Here is an 18,267-nt window from a genome sequence, read left to right on the forward strand (position 1 = left end):
CACCAAGCAGACTGTGCTCAAGAATTGAAAGTAACTGACTGAATGCGCTGTCCTTTCTGCGCCCACGACGATTCCCAGGTCAAGGACAGCCGCCCGACCGAGGACAACACGGCAATCCGCCGCCGCCGCCAGTGTTCCAGCTGCGGCGCGCGGTTCACCACGTTCGAACGCGTCCAGCTTCGCGAGATCACCGTCGTGAAAAGCGACGATGCGCGCGAACCGTTCGACCGCGCCAAGATCGAACAGTCGGTTACCCTGGCCTGCCGCAAACGCGGGATCGAGCGCGAGAAGATCGACCAGCTCGTCTCCGGCGTGCAGCGCCAGGTGGAAACGCTGGGCGAATCCGAAGTCCCCTCGCGCGAGATCGGCGAGATGGTGATGGAGGGGCTGCGCCAACTCGATTCGGTCGCCTATATCCGCTTCGCCTCCGTCTACCGCGCCTTCAACGAAGCGCGCGATTTTGAGGCTTTTGCCGGCACCGTGCGTGACGTCGCCGGTCAAGGCAATAATGGCAGGGACGCCGAATAATGGCTGACGTGAACAAGCCGGTCATCGTGCTGGTCCGCCCGCAACTGGGCGAAAACATCGGCAAGGCCGCCCGCGCCATGCTCAACTTCGGCCTCACCGAGATGCGCCTCGTCGCCCCGCGCGATGGCTGGCCCAATCCCTCGGCCGGTCCTGCCGCTGCCGGCGCCGACGTGGTGCTGGAACACGCGAAAGTTTACGAGACGCTGGCCGAGGCCGTGGCCGATTGCGCCAACGTATATGCCACCACCGTGCGCAAGCGCGGCGTCACCAAGCCGGTCGTCACGCCCGAGCAGGCCGCGCGTGAAGTGCATGAAGCGGTGCGTGTATCAGGGGGCCGCTCCGCCTACGTGTTCGGTCCCGAGCGTTCGGGCCTCGAAACCGAGGATGTCGCGCTTGCCCGCGCGATCCTGACGGTACCGATCAATCCGGAATTTGCCTCACTCAATCTGGCGCAGGCGGTGATCCTCTGTTCCTACGAATGGTCGAAGGGCGTCGTCGCCTCTGGCGAACTGGCGCAGCCGACCGTGGAGGAACTGCTTCCCCCTGCTCCGCAGGAAGAATTGGAAGGCCTTATCGGCCACTTCGAGCAATTGCTCGAACCCAAGAACTATTTCTGGCCCGAAACGCGTGCGGCAGCCAACCGGCTGACCTTGCGCAATCTTCTCACGAAGCCGGGCTGGAATCACCTCGAAGTGCGCACCCTTCGCGGTGTGCTCTCTGCCCTCGGAAACAGCCGTCGCCCGCGAGATTGATGGGGTTTCCCGCCAGTCTTGCTTGACATTCCTGCCCGAGCCCGTATGGGGCACCCCTTCACATGGCGCCTGCCTTCTTGACAGGTCCGTCCATTCGGCCCCGCACCCCGGTGAAGCGGCGGCCGCATTCCGCGAAATAGGCGGAATGGTGCGCCCCGGGAAAACACGGATCGCTTTCGCAGTGAAAGCGGCAAGCAGAAAAGGAGACGACTTATGTCGAAGCGCAAGAGCGCCAAGTACAAACTCGACCGTCGCATGGGCGAGAACATCTGGGGTCGCCCGAAGAGCTCGGTCAACCGCCGCAGCTACGGCCCGGGCCAGCACGGCCAGCGCCGCAAGGGCAAGCTGTCGGACTACGGTCTGCAGCTGCGCGCCAAGCAGAAGCTCAAGGGCTACTACGGCGACGTGACCGAGAAGCAGTTCAAGGCTACCTACCAGGAAGCCTCGCGCATGAAGGGCGACACCGGCCAGAACCTGATCGGCCTGCTTGAGCAGCGCCTGGACATGGTCGTGTACCGTTCGAAGTTCGCTCCGACCATCTTCGCAGCCCGCCAGATCGTTTCGCACGGCCACATCCGCGTGAACGGCGTGAAGTGCAACATCGCTTCGCGTCGCGTGAAGGTTGGCGACATCATCAGCCTGGGCAACAAGGCCAAGGAAATGGCCCTGATCGTCGAAGCTCAGGCCCTGCCCGAGCGTGACGTTCCCGACTACGTCGCTCAGGACGGCACCGACAAGGTGACCTTCGTTCGCGTCCCGACGCTGGACGAAGTGCCCTACCCGGTGAAGATGGAACCGAACCTGGTCGTCGAGTTCTACTCGCGCTAAGTTTCGGGTCTTTCGACCAGAAATAGGAAGGGCGGCTCTTCGGAGCCGCCCTTTTTGTTTGTGAGGAATCGTTTCCCCTGCGACGAAGTGCCTGAATTTGCGCCGAGACGAGCAGACTGTCAGGGAACCGACACGGATTGCAGGCATTGGACCAGCACCATGTCTCGATTCAGATTCGTAACCCCGCATCACACCGGCAAATGGTACGCCACGCTCGAAATGGCACAGCGCTTCGCAAGCCGCATCGGCGCCGGTTTCTTCGACGCCCGCTCGGGCCGTTTCGTGGCCTATCCCGAAACGACGCTGGAATGCAGCAAGGCCTGACGTGAGGTAGCGGATTCGGCCTGCCCGGATCCGCCACTCGATTGCCCGTTACAGCCCCATCGCCTGACGCAGGAAGCTGTCGCTCTGCTGCAAGAGCCGGGTTCGCGCCGCGCTGTCATCCAGCGAGTGCGCAAGTCCCGGGAACGTGACCAGCTGCACCTGCTTTCCAGCATCGCGCAGGCGGCGCTCCATCATCTGCGATTGGTGGACGCTGACGTTCAGATCCCACTCCCCGTGGAACATCAGCACGGGGACCTGGATCGCGGCAGCGTTCTGCGCCGGTGACCCCTGGGAGACGTGCGGACCGTCGCCGATCTGCTGGTCGACCAATCGGTAGTCCGAGAGATTGAGATGATCCTGCCGCAGGGAACTGAGGTCGGTCACCGGCGCAATCGCCACGATCGCCTTGTAGAGCCCCGGATCGAGTACGCCGGACTGCAGCGCCGCATAGCCGCCATAGGACCAGCCGACGATCGCCAGCTTGCCCTTCGCGGCAATCCCGCTGGACAAGAGCCAACGCCCGGCATCGTCCACATCGCCCACAGCCGTGCGCCATGACTGGAAGCCGTTCTTTTCGAACCACGCCTCACCAAAGCCGGCGGAACCGCGGAAATTCGGCTGCAGCACGGCAAAGCCACGCGCGGCGAAGAACTGCACCAGCCAGTCGAAGCCCCATTCGTCGCGTGAGGCGGGGCCGCCGTGCGGCATGACGATCGTGGGCAGGTTCCTGCCGTCGCTGCCCGGCGGCAGCGTCAGGTAGGCCGGGATCATGGTGCCGTCGGCCGCAGGGAACTGCACCGGCTTCATCGCTGCAAGCTTGCGCCCTTCAAGCGCCGGCCGCAGCGGCAACACTTCCTCAAGATGCCGCGTTCCCTTGTCGTAAAGATAGTAACGCCCCGGATCGACATCGCTGCCAACAAAGGTCACCAGCTTGCTCTCATCCTCGCTGGAGGCGATGAAATCGACCGACGGACCACCCGGCAGCGCCTTGCCCAAGGCGTTGCGCAAAGCCGCCAGTTCCGGATCGAAATAGTCGACCTTGCGATAATCGCTCGCATAAGAGACCCCGACGACGCGCTGGCCGCGACCCAGGCGAACCAGATCGTCCACTTCGATCCCGGGCTTGCTGAACACCAGATCGCGCGTCTTGCTGCCATCCAGCTTCTGCCGATAAAGCGCCAGATAGCCGTCCTTGCGCTCAAAGCCGTAGGCGGCATCCATCGTCGGATCGACCGCCACCGGCTGGAATCCGGTCGTCGTGCCGGACGCATTGAAGGTCACCTTGCTGAGCAGATCCCACGAACGCGAATCCTTCGTGCGATAGAAGTAGTTGACGACGTTGGTATCGTACCCCCCGCTGGTGGTGGGGTTGAGGCCGCGGATGCGGACCGTGCCACGTCCGTCGGTGATATAGTCCATCGCATCCGGAACCGGCTTCTCAATCGTGGTGCGGCGCAGCGTTCGAACGTCCACGCTCTCGACGCCGATGCCTTCCAGCGTGCTGGCGAGATGCGTGCCGATTTCCCGTTCAGGCACGAACTGACGCATCATCAGCACTTCGCCGGGCTTCGAGCCCGTCCAGTCGATAACGCCGCCGCCGTACCAGGTGAAGCCCAGCGCACGCGAACTCTCCGACGGCGTGACGACCTTCAGCGGCTTGCCGTCCAGATAGACTGCGACAAGGCGCGAATAGAGGTTCATCTGATTGTCCGCCACGGAAACGCTGCAAATCAGCTCGCTATCCGATGGCCAGGAGCAATGCCGGATCTTCTCGGCCGAGCGGTTGGAAACCAACAGGGTGCGAAGCTTCGGATCCTTGTCGTATTCCGCGACGGCCACGGCAGTACCCGCCGTGCCGATCGACTGCACCATCGCGATCTTCATGCCGTTGGGCGAAAGGCTGGCTTCCTGCACCGCTTCACGCGCGCCGAACAGCGCCGCGACAGTTTCGGCACTCTCCTCCTGTCCCGGGGCGGCAGCCTGCGCCACCGAACCCAACCCGGCATAGGCAAGCGCCGCCAACGATGCCGACGCAACGAACCTTTTCATGAAATCCCCCAAAATCAAACCCGGCGCGATAGGGCCGAATTCATCGGGGGAGGAAGTTAAAATATCGACACGTCAGCCAAAGTATTCGCGGCGGAAATCGGCGGCAAAGGCGGCAAAGCGGCTTTCGGCGATCGCGTCGCGCATCCCCTGCATAAGCTGCTGGTAGAACGAGATATTATGCTCGGTCATCAGCATGGAGCCAAGGATCTCGCCGGATTTCACCAGGTGGTGGAGGTAAGCGCGGCTGTACGTGGCGCAAGTGGGACACTTGCAGCGTTCGTCCAGCGGGCCGTTGTCTTCCGCGTGCTTGGCATTGCGCAAGTTCAGCGGGCCGGTCCAGGTGAAGGCCTGTCCGTTGCGGCCTGAGCGGCTGGGCAGGACGCAATCGAACATGTCCACGCCGCGCTCCACCGCGCCCACCAGGTCGTCCGGCTTGCCCACGCCCATCAGATAGCGCGGACGGTCCGCCGGAAGCTGCTGGGGCGCGAATTCCAGTGTGGCGAACATCGCCTCCTGCCCCTCGCCCACGGCAAGGCCACCGATGGCGTAACCGTCGAAGCCGATATCCATCAGCGCATCGGCCGATGCCTTGCGCAGTCCTTCGTCCAACGCACCCTGCTGGATGCCGAACAGGGCGGAGTTGGCGGCATGTTCGCCGCCGCTGTCGAAGCCGTCGCGGCTGCGCTTCGCCCAGCGCATCGACATTTCCATGGAACGTGCGATCACATCGCGCGGCTGGTCGATCTTCGGGCATTCGTCGAAGCACATGACGATGTCCGAACCGAGCAGGCGCTGGATTTCCATCGAGCGCTCAGGCGTCAGCAAGTGGCGCGAACCGTCCAGGTGGCTGGCGAACGTCACCCCGTTCTCGGTGATCTTGCGCAAGTCCGACAGGCTCATCACCTGATAGCCGCCGCTGTCCGTCAGGATCGGGCGATCCCAGTTCATGAACTTGTGCAGCCCACCCAGCCGCGCCACGCGCTCGGCGCCCGGCCGCAGCATCAGGTGATAGGTATTGCCCAGGATGATGTCGGCGCCCGTGGCGCGCACGTCCTGCGGCTTCATCGCCTTCACCGTGGCGGCCGTGCCGACCGGCATGAAGGCGGGCGTGCGGATTTCGCCGCGACGCATCTTGATGACGCCGGTGCGGGCCTTGCCGTCGGTGGCGTGGATGGAAAATTCGAAACGGGGGTTCATGCCCCGCCCGTTATCCAATTCAGAAGCCATAGACCAGCGAGAAGCGCGAAATCGTGTCCGTCTTCAGCGTTCCGTCGGGCGGAGACGTCTCATGTTCGAACGAATAGGACAGCTTGGCCTTCAGGTGTTTCGACATGCCGGCCTCGATCCCGGTGAGTGTCGTGAACGTGCTGTTCCCCGTTTCGATGTAGGACGATGCCGTCTGCGTGAACTTCAGCGCATTGTCGACGTTCCAGCTGAAATCCAGCGATGCCAGCGTCGACCACGTGGTCTCCGCCGGATCGGTGACGTAGAGTGTGCGTCGCACGGCCGGACCGAGTTCCATCGAAAGGGTCATGTCCTTGCGCTTGATCACGCGGTAGCCAAGCCCGGTCGAAAGCGAATAGCGGTCGTAATACCCCTGGATCTTGTTGCTTTCCCACTGGGTGCGGCCGAAGGTGAACAGACCGTCGTTCAGGGTGTAGCGGGCCTGGTAGCTGGCAAGGTACTGCTCACGCGTAACCGCACCCCGGTCCTTCTGGTAATCGGCGGTGGCCTGGATCGTGTGCTGCCAGTTGATCCCCTTGCGATCGAGATTCAGCGCGCCGCTATAGCCGAAATTGCTGGTGTTCCCGGTCGCGCGGAAGGCGCCCAGTTCCACTTTGCCGGTCCAGAGTTCGAGAATGTCCGAATTGCGGATGCGTTGCGTTTCCGCATTGGCCTTGGCGGCAAGCTGGCGGGCCATATCGTCGTTGAAGGCCTTCTGCATCGCCCGGATCTCGTCCTTGTCGTAAGGCTGCGTGTCGATCGCAACTTTCACGACGGCGGCCACCGTTGCCGAATCACCGGTACGCATCGCCGATTCGAGCATGGCGCGCACATTCTCCGCCAGACGCGGCGGGCCGGCGGGAACGAAAGGAATGGGCCAGGGATAGGCCGGCAGCGCCACCGGCCAGACCGGCACGATGAAGGGCACCGCTTCGGGAGCGGGGGGGAGATGAATCAAGGGCTGCGCCTGGGCCGGAACGGCAGCGAACAGCAGTGGCAGACCCATCAAACGCATCGACATAGCAATCAAGTATCCACTTAGATCCCTGCCCCCTCAGGCCGCCTCCCCTCAGCCAATCAATTCGGGCCCTAGCCGTCAGGCACGCAAACGCCAACCCGTCCGGAAAATCCACGCGATCAAGATCACGCAGGCCGCCAGGAAGCTCAGCGTCATCGCCAGCGAAATGAAGATCGGGAAATCCGACTTGCCGTAGAAGCACCAGCGCAACCCGTTGACCAGATAGACCACCGGATTGATCATGGCCACCGACCGCCACGGTTCGGGCAGCATGTCGATCGAATAGAAGGTGCCGCCCAGGAACGTCAGCGGCACCATGAACAGGGCCGGCACGATGCCCAGTTTCTCGAAACTGTCCGCCCAGATGCCCAGAATGAAGCCGAACAGCGAGAACGTGGCCGAAACCAGCAGGATGAAGCCCAGCGTGTAGAACGGGTGGACGATCGTGTAATCGACGAAGAAGGTCGCCGTCGTCAGGATGATCGCGGCCAGGATCAGCGACTTGGTTGCCGCCGCGCCGACGAAGCCGATCAGTGTTTCGCCCACACCCACCGGGGCCGAGAGCAGTTCATAGATCGCGCCGGTGAACCGCGGCATGTAGATGCCGAAGCTGCCGTTGGAGACGCTCTCGGCCAGCAGCGTCAACAGCAGCAGACCCGGCACGATGAAGGCGCCATAGTTCACGTCCCCCATGCCCGAAGGCATCCGGCCGCCGATCGCGGCACCGAAGACGACGAAATAGAGCACGGTGGTCAGCACCGGTGCCAGGATGGACTGCATCGCGGTGCGCAAGGCACGCATGACTTCGCGCTTGTAGATGGTCCAGGTGCTGCGCGCGTTGAAGGCGATCATGCCGCCGCTCCTTCCAGAAGATCGACGAAGATGTCTTCAAGGCTCGATTCACGAATGTCGATCGAGACGTAGTCGATGCCCGCCGCGGCAAGGCGCTTGGTCAGTTGCGCCACTTCGGCCTTGCCCTGCCCCGATCCGTCGCCACCGCGATAGACCAGTTCCGATCCGTCGTCGGTCAGCGAGACGTTCAGGCCGTCCAGCACATCGGGCACGGCGGTAAGCGGGGTGGCCAGCGCGATATGCGCCTCCGTCCGGCCCAGCCGCTTCATCAGCGAGCGGGTTTCCTCAACCATGCGGATACGGCCATCCTGGATGATGCCCACGCGATCGGCCATTTCCTCGGCCTCTTCGATATAGTGGGTGGTCAGGATGATGGTGGTGCCCCGGTCGCGAAGCTGGGCGATCTGCGCCCACATGTCGCGCCGTAATTCCACGTCCACGCCGGCGGTGGGCTCGTCCAGGAACAGCAGTTCCGGTTCATGCGCCAGAGCCTTGGCGATCAAGACACGGCGCTTCATCCCGCCGGACAGAGCACGGATCTGGTCGTTGCGCTTGTCCCACAGGCTGAGCGCACGCAGGATTTCCTCGATCCGCGCCGGATCGGGCGCAAGGCCGAAGAGGCCGCGCGAGTAGTTGACCGAGTGAATCACGGTTTCGAACATGTCGGTCGCCAGTTCCTGCGGAACCAGCCCGACCTTTGCCCGCAGGCGGCGCCAGTGGCGGCCCATGTCCTCGCCAAAGGCGCGGATCGTGCCGCCCGATGGCCGCACCAGACCGCAGACGGCGCCGATCAGCGTCGTCTTGCCCGCACCATTGGGGCCGAGCAGCGCGAAAATCTCGCCCTTGTTGATCGAAAGGTCGACACCGTGAAGTGCGGTGAAGCCGCTGTCATAGGTCTTTGTCAGACCTTCGATTTCGAGAATGGCATCCATGGACCGCGTGATGCGCGAAACCGATGACGGTTCCAAGTCCCTTCACGGCAAAAGAATGCTCGAATCCCCATAGGAATAGAAGCGATAGCCGTCGGCGATGGCATGGGCGTAGACAGCCTGCATCCGGTCCAGCCCCATCAGCGCCGAAACCAGCATGAACAGCGTGGACTTGGGCAGATGGAAATTGGTCATCAGCCCGTCGATCGCCCTGAAGCGATAGCCCGGCGTGATGAAGATCGCGGTGTCGCCCTCGAACGGACGGATCACGCCATCCTCGCCCGTGGCGCTTTCCAGCAGGCGCAGGCTGGTCGTGCCCACGGCGATTACCCGGTTGCCGGCGGCGCGCGCGGCGTTCAGGCGATCCGCGGTTGCCTGATCGATGCTGCCCCATTCGGCGTGCATCCTGTGATCCTGCGTATCGTCCGCCTTCACCGGCAGGAAGGTTCCCGCGCCGACGTGAAGCGTCAGCGTCTCGCGCACGATCCCGGCAGCCTCCAGCCGCTCGATCAGTTCCGGCGTGAAATGCAGCGATGCGGTCGGCGCGGCAACGGCACCATCCTTTTCGGCAAACATCGTCTGATAGTCACTGCGGTCGGCCTCGTCAGTTTCGCGCTTGCCGGCGATATAGGGCGGCAGCGGCATCCGCCCTGCCCGCTCCAGCAGCACTTCCACCGGTTCCTCGCCTTCGAACAGCAGGATCCAGCTGCCATCGTCCAGCCGCTCTTCCGCGATCGCGACGACATCGGCAGGGAATTCGATGCGGTCGCTCGGCTTCAGTCGCTTGGCGTTGCGCACGAACGCCTGCCAACGACGCAAGTCCACGCGCTTGTGCAGCGTGGCCCCGATCTTCGCCTCTCCCCGCCGACCTTCAAGCTGGGCGGGAATGACACGGGTGTCGTTGAACACCAGCACGTCGCCGGGGCGCAGGATGTCGGGAAGATCGTGGACCTGGCGGTCGACCAGTGGGCCTTCGCCCGCCCCTTCCACCACCAGCATCCGCGCGGAATCGCGCGGACGAGCGGGGCGCAGGGCAATATTCTCGGGCGGCAGATCGAAATCGAAAAGGTCAACGCGCATGGCGCGCGTCTAGGCGCGCGCCATCGTCAAGTCACCCTCTTTCGGGGAATTCAGTTCGACTTCGACTTGCTCAGCTGATCGGCCGTGATCGTCGAGGCTGCCGGAACCGCAGGCGCAGCCGGCGGCGGCGCCTTGTTGTCCGAAGCCATCGAAGCCTGAACGATCTTGGTCGGATTCGCAGGCGGCTCGCCGCGCTGGATCGCATCGACATACTGCATGCCGCTGATCACGCGGCCGAACACCGTGTACTTGTGATCGAGCGAGAAGCGCGGATAGAACACGATGAAGAACTGGCTGTTCGCGCTGTTCGGATCGTTCGTGCGGGCCATCGCCACGGTGCCACGCACATGCGGCATCGCGTTGAATTCGGACTGAAGGTCGGGCAGCTTCGATCCGCCCTGACCGGTTCCCGTCGGGTCACCGGTCTGCGCCATGAAGCCGTCGATCACGCGGTGGAAAATCTGGCCGTTGTAGAAGCCCTGCTCGGTCAGCGTCTTGATCCGCTCCACGTGATGCGGCGCCCACTGCGGCATCAGGCGAATGGCAACGCGGCCGCCGTCGGACAGATCAAGCAGCAGCACGTTTTCAGGATCGTGGCTGATATCCGGATCGACCACGGTAGGCAGAACCACCGGGATCGGTACAGCAGCGGGAGCGGGTGCGGGCGCTTCCTTCTTCTTGGCCATCGCCGGCGTAGCCGCCAGCGCAAGGCCGATCATCGTCGTGGCAAGAGTCTGGCGAAACGTCATCGATTACTCACAGAAGGAAGCCGTGCAGGCTCGCGGCGATAGAGCGCGCGGGCTGACGTGACAATGAATGAATTTGTCGCAAGCGTTCTCAGTAGTCGCCCTGAAGACCTTGCGCAGCGATACGGGCCACCACGTCCTCGCGCACGGCGGGACTGACGAAGCGCGAGATATCGCCGCCGAACGTGGCGATTTCCTTGACCAGCTTCGAAGCGATCGGCTGAAGGCCGACATCGGCCATCAGGAACACGGTTTCGATGTTCGGATTGAGCTGCTGGTTCATCCCGGCCATCTGATATTCGTATTCGAAATCGGCAACGGCACGCAGGCCGCGCACGATCACCGTCGCCCCCTGCTTCTGCGCGAACTTCATCAGCAGCGCGTTGAAGCCAACGACCGTCACGTTGTCGATCCCCATGGCGGCAGCTTCACGCGCGACCATGGCCATGCGCTCCTCAGGCGTGAAGAGCGGGTTCTTGGAGGGATTGGTGGTCACCCCGATGATCAGCCGATCCACCAGCTTGGACCCGCGCCGGATTATATCGGCGTGCCCCAGCGTGATCGGATCGAAAGTGCCGGGATAGACCCCGATTCGTTCAGACATTTTTACCCCGCTCCGCGCCCCTTCCCGGGCGATCTAGATCCGCGTCAGAATTCCGCGTTATCGACGTAGTGCATTCCAGGTGTGGCCGAAGGATGGCGCCAGCTTATGGTAACAGTATCACCCCTAGCCCCAGCGATCAGAAACTCGCGATCATTGCTGCGGACATACATCGGGCAACCGTGCTCGTCGTACTCGCACCAATCTTTTCCATCGAGTGATTTCTGCCATTTTTCAATGCAATCGGGCGTAGCCGACACTTGAACCACGTCACGATAGAACCGCTCGCCTCTATCCTCCCCCGTCCAATAGGACGCCCACCGTACCCTCATTGTCGTGCATTGCGGCACCATCACTTCGGCCGGCAAAGCAGCAAGTTGCCTGTCCTGCTCCGATGTTCGCTGGCAGCCGGACAGGAATAAGCCAATCAGCAGCAGCGAAGCACGGATCAATGATCCCGCTCAACGATGTAACGTGCCACCGCCCTCAGCAGATCGGCCTCCTTGCCGTGCTGGGCCAGATGGCCGATGGCCTGCTCGACCAGCATACGCGCCTGTTCGCGGGCACGTTCCGGACCCAGCAGTGAGACGAAAGTCTCCTTGCCGGCCGCTGCATCCTTGCCGACGGCCTTGCCGGCGACTTCGGCATTGCCCTCATGATCGATGAGATCGTCGGCAATCTGGAAGGCCAGCCCGATGTCGCGCGCGTATCCGCGAAGGTGTGTGCGGCCTTCTGGCGGAATACGCCCGAGGATCGCGCCCATTTCCACCGACGCCGCCAGCAATGCGCCCGTCTTAAGCTGTTGAAGTCGAGTGACCGTCTGCAAATCGAACTCGCTGCTCTCGGCAACGAGGTCCATCATCTGCCCGCCGGCCATGCCCTGCGCGCCGCTGGCATGGGCCAATGCCTGAACAAGCTCGATACGCGTGAACGGATCGGCGCTGGTGCCCGGATCGCCCAGCACTTCGAATGCGAACGAGAGCAGGGAATCGCCCGCCAGAACGGCCGTCGCTTCATCGTAGGCGATGTGAACGGTGGGCTTCCCGTGGCGCACGGCATCGTCGTCCATGCACGGCAGATCGTCATGGATCAGCGAATAGGCGTGGATCGATTCGACGGCGATGGCCGCGCGAATCGCCGCTTCGCGAACGACGCCGTACATTTCCGCGACCCCGGTCAGCAGCAGCGGCCGCAGCCGCTTGCCACCGCCGATCGCCGCATAGCGCATGGCCTCGACCAGGCGGCTGCGTGCATCGTCCGGCACCGGCAGCAATGCATCGAATGCGCGGTCGATCTCGTCCGCAATCCTCGCCAGCCCTTCGGCCAGCAGCGGGTCGCTCACCACGACCTCTGTCACGGTATCAGCGATCCGCCGCGTCGAACGGCTGAACGCCGGTCGGTACGCCGTCGGGGCCGGCCACAATGCGTTCGATACGGGCCTGCGCGGCATCGAGCCGCTTCTGGCAATGCTGGCGCAACCGTTCACCCTTTTCGTAAAGCGTGATCGAATCCTCAAGCGGCACATCACCGCTTTCAAGCCGCCGCACGATGCCCTCAAGCTCGCGCAGCGCGTCTTCGAAGCTCAGGCTTTCGATGGTTTCTGTATCTTCGACCATCGCCCAGCAATGGGCTTGCCGCACCGGCCGGTCAAGGGAGCAATCGGCGCTTTTCCGGTTTCGTCGCCGATGCTTGTCGGAACGAGCGCCTCCCTACCGGAAAACGCCCCGTTTCCGGGCTATTGCGCCGCCTCATCCTGGTAAATGTAGTCCTTGAAGGTGGCCATCGTGTCGGTCCAGAATTCCAGCGTATCCAGGAACAGTTCCTGGCTCATCCCGCCCTCGTCCAGATCGAGGTCGTACTGAATCACGCAGTCCTTCTCGCTATCCACCAGCGGGGTGACGAAGCGATACTTCTGGGCGAACGTGTTCATCGTATCGAGACTGCAATGCGTCGCCTCGGTCCAGCCGGCATAGAATTGCACGCTGGCACAATCGGCGCCCTCGGTGCAGCCGTAGAACATGATCGTGAAGTTCGACCCCGAAGACGCACTCTTGATCAAGGGATCACCGGTCGAATCCTTGGACAGTTGCGCGCGGTATCCCGCGTCCTGCAATGCCTTCACGATGCTGTCCGGCGACTTGGCGGTCACCATCTGCACTTCGGCCTTCGCGTCCGCAGGGGCTGCCGCCGCCTCTGCAGATCCGGCCGCCGCCAGCCCGAATGCCATGACGAAAGCTGCAATGATTTTTCGCATAAATCCCCTGATTCATTCGGACAATCACAGTTCTTCGTGTGACACATCGCCCCCTTGCCCGAAAGTGAAAGTTCATGTCAGGGTCCGTGCCGTCTAGCGCAGCGCGACGGACATGGCTAAGGGCCACGCATGACCGGAATCACCCCTGACGTCGTCGAGGCGCATGGCCTCAATCCCGAAGAATACGAGCGCGTCCTGAACGCCCTTGGTCGAGAGCCGAACCTTGTCGAACTCGGCATCTTCTCGGTCATGTGGTCGGAGCACTGCTCGTACAAGTCGAGCCGCTTCCACCTGAAGAAGCTGCCGACCAAGGCACCCTGGGTCATCTGCGGCCCCGGCGAGAATGCCGGCGTGATCGACATCGGTGACGGACAGGCCGCCATCTTCAAGATGGAAAGCCACAACCACCCCAGCTACATCGAGCCTTTCCAGGGCGCGGCCACCGGCGTCGGCGGCATCCTGCGCGACGTCTTCACCATGGGCGCCCGCCCGGTCGCCAACATGAACGCACTGCGCTTCGGCCGGCCCGATCACCCGAAGATGAAGCACTTGGTTCAGGGCGTGGTCGAAGGTATCGGCTCCTACGGCAACTGCGTGGGCGTGCCCACCGTCGGCGGCGAGACGAACTTCCACAAGGCCTACGACGGCAACATCCTGGTCAACGCCATGACCGTGGGCGTCGCCGAGACGGACAAGATCTTCTACTCGGCCGCCACGGGCCTCGGTAACCCGATCGTCTACGTCGGTTCCAAGACCGGCCGCGATGGCATCCACGGCGCCACCATGGCCTCTGCCGACTTCGACGAGAAGTCCGAGGAAAAACGCCCGACCGTGCAGGTGGGCGATCCGTTCACCGAAAAGCTGCTGATCGAAGCCTGCCTCGAACTCATGGCCACCGACGCGATCGTCGCGATCCAGGACATGGGCGCAGCCGGCCTCACTTCCTCGTCGGTCGAAATGGCCAGCAAGGGCGGCGCCGGCATTCGCCTGAACATGAACAAGGTGCCCTGCCGCGAAGAGGCGATGACGCCTTACGAGATGATGCTCTCGGAAAGCCAGGAGCGCATGCTGATGGTGCTTCAGCCGGGCAAGGAAGCCATGGCCGAAGCGATCTTCAAGAAGTGGGAACTGGACTTCGCCGTGATCGGCGAAGTGACCGACACCGGCCACATGGTTCTCGAATTCAATGGCGAAGTGGTCTGCGACATCCCGCTCGGCCCGCTGGCCGACGACGCACCGGAATACGAGCGCCCCTACGTCACGGCTGAGGAATACAAGGCCTGGGCCAAGGTTCCGGCCATGGGCGACGTGGCGGAAAGCGTCGACGTGGGTGCCGACCTGCTCAAGCTGATGGGCACGGTAGACCTCGCCTCGCGCAAGTGGATCTGGGAACAGTACGACAGCCAGGTCGGCGGCGACACGATGCAGAAGTCCGGCGGCGACGCGGCCGTGGTGCGCATCCACAATACGCAGAAGGCGCTGGCGATCAGCACCGACTGCTCGCCCCGCTATTGTTATGCAGACCCCTATGAGGGCGGCAAGCAGGCCGTGGCCGAGACCTATCGCAACATCAGCGCAGTCGGCGGCCTTCCGCTCGCCATCACCAACTGCCTGAACTTCGCGAACCCGCAGCGCCCTGAGATCATGGCGCAGATCGTCGGCTGCCTGAACGGCATGGGCGATGCGTGCCGCGCGCTCGACTATCCGATCGTCTCGGGCAACGTCTCGCTCTACAACGAATTGAAGGCCACCGGCGGTGGCTCGGCGATCCTGCCGACCCCGGCCATCGGAGGCGTCGGCCTGCTGGGCGACCACGAGAAGATGGCGACCGTCGCGTTCAAGAACGCCGGCGACGAGGTCTTCGTGCTCGGCGGACAGGGCTCGCACCTCGGCCAGTCGATCTGGCTGCGCGAGATTGCCGGTCAGGAGGCGGGCGAAGCGCCCAAGGTCGACCTCAAGGCCGAAGCCGAGAACGGCGCCTCCATCCGCGACTGGATCGCGGCAGGTAAGGTTTCGGCAGTTCATGACATCAGCGACGGCGGCCTGCTCGTCGCGCTGGCGGAAATGGCTTTGGCCAGCGGCCTTGGCGTCGAACTCGACGCTGCGCTGACCACGGCCGAAGCCTTCGGTGAAGACCAGTCGCGCTATGTCGTCACCGCTCCCGCCGGCACCGCCCTGCCCGGCGCGGTGAAGATCGGCACTGTCGGCGGCACCACGGTCGCCGGGATCGAGATCAGCGCCCTGAAGCAGGCCAACGAAGCCTTCTTCAAGGACTGGATGGAAGCCTGATCCGTCGCATCACCGCGAATGGAACTGGAGAGAGGGCGCCGCTTCGGCGCCCTCTTTTCGTTTGGCGCCCAGCGCTCGCTTGTGGCTCAGCCGCCGCCGGTCGAGGACGCCAGCACGTTCACCGTCAGCGCCAGGATCCCGAGGTTGAACGCGAATGCGAACAGCCCGTGGAACGTCGACACGCGCCGCACGCTCGTTTCGGTGATCTCGATGTCCGCGGTCTGGCAGGTCATGCCGATCACGAAAGCGAAGTTCACGAAGTCCGAAAAGTCCGGCACGCAATCGCCGGGAAAATCCAACCCTTCGTGATCCGCCCCCTCGCTCGCGGTGTAATAGAGGCGGGCGTAGTGGAACGCGTAGATCAGGTTGGCGAAAGTCCAGCACGCCAGCAGCGTCACCACCAGCAGCGCGATTTCTCCGGGCGGCAACTGCTTGTTGTCGAGCACCAGCGTGCCCAGCGCGGCAAGGACCACGGACGTGATCACCGCCGTCAGCATCAGCAGCATGATCTGCCCGGCGTCGTCGCGCCGGGCCTGGCGCCGCATGATATCGGCATTGCCGTGGCGCCAGAGCGGTACGCAGGACAACACGAAGGCGATCACGCCAATATCGAAGGCAGTAATCACACCCTCGACCTTCGGCAGCACCTGCAACAGCGGCAGCACCGCGATCGCCATCACGCCAAGGAACAGCAGATAGCGGGGATGCGACAGCCGGTTGAAGATCGTATCCCGCTCACCGGCCATTCGCATTTCCCCCATATCAGGCGTCACATCAGACGCGGACCCACTCCTGCTCGTCGATGCCGAGCAGGCGCAGCACGCTGGTCAGGTCACCCCGGTCGATCCAGCCGTTGGCCGCTGCGCGGGCCTTGGGCTTGGCGTGGTAGGCGATGCCGTAAGTGGCTGCTTCCAACATGGGAATATCATTGGCACCGTCGCCGGTTGCAAGGCTGGTAACATTTCCGCCCAGCGCCTCGATTTCCGCCAGCAGGGTGGCCTTCTTGACGGCGCTGTCGACGATCGGGCCGTCCAGGCCGCCCGTCAGCCTGCCATCCTCGACCGCAAGGCGGTTGCCTACGACGTATTCGAAGCCAAGCTGCGCGGCGACGGGATCGGCGAAGTGGTGGAAACCGCCGGTTACCAGCACGGTGCGGCAGCCGAACTTCTTCAGCGTCTCCACCAGCGTGCGCGCGCCGGGCATCGGACGGATGCGGCTGGCCAGGCATTCCTCGATGGCATCGACCGAAAGGCCCTTCAGCAGCCCCACGCGTTCACGCAGCGCCTGCTCGAAATCGAGTTCGCCCTGCATCGCCCGCTCGGTGATCTCGGCAATGCGCTCCTTCAGGCCGGCGAAGTCGCCCAGCTCGTCGATGCATTCCTGCCCGATCATGGTCGAATCCATGTCGGAGATGAACAGGCCGGGGATCGTCGGCTCATGATCGCAGACAAGCCCGTCGGTCGGCGCGAAATGGTCGTCCAACGCCTTGCGCAGCGCCGCCGCATCGTCGTCCGGAGAGGCGATCTGCATGGTCCGTTCACAGAAATCGAGCATGGCCGCCGAGGCGAGGCGCACGCCGCTTTCTGCCATTTCGGCCCGGGCCGCATCGATTCTTGCCGAGAGGTGGTCGGGTTCTGCTATCAGCCGCGCAATGAGCACTGCGAATTCCCTTGAAGCTGCGTATGAAAATTCCACTGGCGAGCCTGCACACGACAGCAGGCCACCGCTCGCGCTCATTGCAGGGCCGACCGCGAGCGGCAAGAGCGATTGTGCCGTAAGGCTCGGGCAGGAGCTTGAACGGCGCGGCCGTCGCGCGATCGTCGTCAATGCCGACAGCTCGCAAGTCTACGCCGATCTGGCCGTCTTGAGCGCCCGCCCCTTGCCCGATGAAATGGGCGGGATCGAGCATCGCCTGTTCGGCGCGTGGGACGGCGCGACCAGTTGTTCCGCCGCCGATTGGGCCAAGGCGGCGCGCGAAACCATCGCCGAGGTCCATGCCGTAGGTGCCGTGCCGATCCTGGTCGGCGGCACTGGCCTCTATATCCGGACCCTGCTGGACGGGATCGCCCCGGTTCCGGAAATCGATCCGACCGTGCGGGAGGCGGTGCGCGCCCTGCCCGTCGCCGAAGCCTACGCTGCGCTCCAGATCGAAGATCCCGAGCGCGCCGCCCGCCTCGCCCCGGCCAACTCGGCGCGCATTGCCCGCGCGCTGGAAGTCGTTCGCTCCACCGACAAGCCGCTCGCGCACTGGCAGGCGGAACTGACCGGCGGCATCGGCCACACACTCTCGCTGTTTCCGGTCGTGCTCCTGCCCGAACGGCAGGCGCTCTATCGCCGCTGCGACTTGCGGTTCGACCGCATGATCGAACGCGGCGCACTGGGCGAAGTGGAGGCGCTGCTCGCCCGCAATCTCGACCCGGACCTGCCGGTAATGCGCGCTATCGGCGTGCCCGAGCTGGCCGGAGTCGTGCGCGGCGAATGGGATCTGGACCACGCCGTCGCCCGCGGCTCTCAGGCCACGCGGAATTACGCCAAGCGCCAGTTCACCTGGCTCCGCCACCAGCCTCCGCAAGATTGGGTCAGGCTTGAGTACGAAAATTTCGATCAAAAAACCCTTGACGATAGATTATTTCAGATTATGGGGTTGACGTAACATTTTCGTCCCCCTAGAGGCCGCATCGTCCTGCCGTGGAAGTGATGCAGGCGGAGAGGGAGACCCGGCACGGCGTCCGTCGTGTCGGGTCGGTTTCATTATAGTGCGCGAAAATGCGGACTATGTGTTGTGTCATGCGG

At 63.4% G+C, this 18,267-nt stretch carries 20 protein-coding genes; 6 read left to right on the top strand and 14 right to left on the bottom strand.

The window, feature by feature from the left end; genetic code table 11:
- Window positions 1-42: 42 nt before the first annotated feature.
- From nrdR to WBP06_RS07685, 4 genes are all read left to right on the top strand, one after another.
- Complete coding sequence (gene nrdR / locus WBP06_RS07670; RefSeq protein ID WP_395333454.1) at window positions 43-528, top strand: transcriptional regulator NrdR; 486 nt, start codon at window positions 43-45, stop codon at window positions 526-528.
- Window positions 528-1,280 (top strand): RNA methyltransferase, encoded by a 753-nt coding sequence (locus WBP06_RS07675; RefSeq protein ID WP_395333456.1) that lies wholly within the window; start codon window positions 528-530, stop codon window positions 1,278-1,280. The genes nrdR and WBP06_RS07675 overlap by 1 nt, the downstream gene beginning before the upstream one ends.
- A 213-nt stretch (window positions 1,281-1,493) precedes the next feature.
- On the top strand, window positions 1,494-2,108 hold the full coding sequence (rpsD, locus tag WBP06_RS07680) for a 30S ribosomal protein S4 (RefSeq protein WP_395333458.1): 615 nt from the start codon (window positions 1,494-1,496) through the stop codon (window positions 2,106-2,108).
- Between the two features lie 159 nt (window positions 2,109-2,267).
- On the top strand, window positions 2,268-2,432 hold the full coding sequence (locus WBP06_RS07685; protein WP_395333461.1) for a hypothetical protein: 165 nt from the start codon (window positions 2,268-2,270) through the stop codon (window positions 2,430-2,432).
- A gap of 48 nt (window positions 2,433-2,480) precedes the next feature.
- Here WBP06_RS07685 and WBP06_RS07690 read toward each other — a convergent pair whose 3' ends face one another.
- The 12 genes from WBP06_RS07690 to WBP06_RS07745 all read right to left on the bottom strand — a co-directional run bounded on the left by WBP06_RS07690 (window position 2,481) and on the right by WBP06_RS07745 (window position 13,158).
- Complete coding sequence (locus WBP06_RS07690) at window positions 2,481-4,481, bottom strand: alpha/beta hydrolase family protein (protein WP_395333463.1); 2,001 nt, start codon at window positions 4,479-4,481, stop codon at window positions 2,481-2,483.
- Between the two features lie 72 nt (window positions 4,482-4,553).
- On the bottom strand, window positions 4,554-5,678 hold the full coding sequence (gene tgt, locus WBP06_RS07695; protein WP_395333465.1) for a tRNA guanosine(34) transglycosylase Tgt: 1,125 nt from the start codon (window positions 5,676-5,678) through the stop codon (window positions 4,554-4,556).
- Window positions 5,679-5,697: 19 nt separating this feature from the next.
- Window positions 5,698-6,726: a YdiY family protein gene (locus WBP06_RS07700; protein WP_395333467.1), complete on the bottom strand. Its 1,029-nt coding sequence runs from the start codon at window positions 6,724-6,726 to the stop codon at window positions 5,698-5,700.
- A 75-nt stretch (window positions 6,727-6,801) separates the two neighbouring features.
- Window positions 6,802-7,575: an ABC transporter permease gene (locus WBP06_RS07705; protein WP_395333469.1), complete on the bottom strand. Its 774-nt coding sequence runs from the start codon at window positions 7,573-7,575 to the stop codon at window positions 6,802-6,804.
- Window positions 7,572-8,507: an ABC transporter ATP-binding protein gene (locus WBP06_RS07710; protein WP_395333471.1), complete on the bottom strand. Its 936-nt coding sequence runs from the start codon at window positions 8,505-8,507 to the stop codon at window positions 7,572-7,574. The genes WBP06_RS07705 and WBP06_RS07710 overlap by 4 nt, the downstream gene beginning before the upstream one ends.
- Window positions 8,508-8,549: 42 nt before the next feature.
- Window positions 8,550-9,584 (bottom strand): tRNA preQ1(34) S-adenosylmethionine ribosyltransferase-isomerase QueA, encoded by a 1,035-nt coding sequence (gene queA / locus WBP06_RS07715; RefSeq protein WP_395333473.1) that lies wholly within the window; start codon window positions 9,582-9,584, stop codon window positions 8,550-8,552.
- 50 nt (window positions 9,585-9,634) lie between these two features.
- Window positions 9,635-10,333, bottom strand: coding sequence for a peptidylprolyl isomerase (locus WBP06_RS07720; protein ID WP_395333475.1), 699 nt, complete (start codon window positions 10,331-10,333; stop codon window positions 9,635-9,637).
- An 88-nt stretch (window positions 10,334-10,421) separates the two neighbouring features.
- The gene (coaD, locus tag WBP06_RS07725; protein WP_395333477.1) at window positions 10,422-10,934 is read right to left on the bottom strand and encodes a pantetheine-phosphate adenylyltransferase; all 513 of its coding nucleotides are present in this window, start codon (window positions 10,932-10,934) and stop codon (window positions 10,422-10,424) included.
- A 44-nt stretch (window positions 10,935-10,978) separates the two neighbouring features.
- Window positions 10,979-11,383, bottom strand: a complete 405-nt coding sequence (locus WBP06_RS07730; RefSeq protein ID WP_395333479.1) for a hypothetical protein — start codon at window positions 11,381-11,383, stop codon at window positions 10,979-10,981.
- Window positions 11,380-12,288 (bottom strand): polyprenyl synthetase family protein, encoded by a 909-nt coding sequence (locus WBP06_RS07735; RefSeq protein ID WP_395333481.1) that lies wholly within the window; start codon window positions 12,286-12,288, stop codon window positions 11,380-11,382. Before WBP06_RS07735 ends, WBP06_RS07730 begins: the two co-directional genes overlap by 4 nt.
- A 4-nt stretch (window positions 12,289-12,292) precedes the next feature.
- On the bottom strand, window positions 12,293-12,547 hold the full coding sequence (locus WBP06_RS07740; protein WP_395333483.1) for an exodeoxyribonuclease VII small subunit: 255 nt from the start codon (window positions 12,545-12,547) through the stop codon (window positions 12,293-12,295).
- 119 nt (window positions 12,548-12,666) lie between these two features.
- Entirely contained in the window at window positions 12,667-13,158 is a 492-nt protein-coding gene (locus WBP06_RS07745) for a YbjN domain-containing protein (RefSeq protein ID WP_395333485.1), read from the bottom strand.
- A 156-nt stretch (window positions 13,159-13,314) separates the two neighbouring features.
- Here WBP06_RS07745 and purL point away from each other — a divergent pair, with 156 nt between their 5' ends.
- Window positions 13,315-15,474 carry a phosphoribosylformylglycinamidine synthase subunit PurL gene (purL, locus tag WBP06_RS07750; RefSeq protein WP_395333487.1) on the top strand — a complete coding sequence of 720 codons (2,160 nt, stop codon included), beginning with the start codon at window positions 13,315-13,317 and terminating at the stop codon, window positions 15,472-15,474.
- Between the two features lie 86 nt (window positions 15,475-15,560).
- Here purL and WBP06_RS07755 read toward each other — a convergent pair whose 3' ends face one another.
- Entirely contained in the window at window positions 15,561-16,220 is a 660-nt protein-coding gene (locus tag WBP06_RS07755; protein ID WP_395333489.1) for a DUF1345 domain-containing protein, read from the bottom strand.
- Between the two features lie 28 nt (window positions 16,221-16,248).
- On the bottom strand, window positions 16,249-17,133 hold the full coding sequence (serB, locus tag WBP06_RS07760) for a phosphoserine phosphatase SerB (RefSeq protein WP_395333491.1): 885 nt from the start codon (window positions 17,131-17,133) through the stop codon (window positions 16,249-16,251).
- On the opposite strand from serB, the gene miaA reads away from it, so the two are divergent.
- A complete protein-coding gene (miaA, locus tag WBP06_RS07765) occupies window positions 17,126-18,127 on the top strand; it encodes a tRNA (adenosine(37)-N6)-dimethylallyltransferase MiaA (protein WP_395333493.1) in 1,002 nt (333 codons plus the stop codon). The genes serB and miaA overlap by 8 nt on opposite strands.
- Window positions 18,128-18,267: the final 140 nt, after the last annotated feature.

This window comes from Novosphingobium mississippiense (genome assembly GCF_044029535.1).
Taxonomy (GTDB): Bacteria; Pseudomonadota; Alphaproteobacteria; order Sphingomonadales; family Sphingomonadaceae; genus Novosphingobium.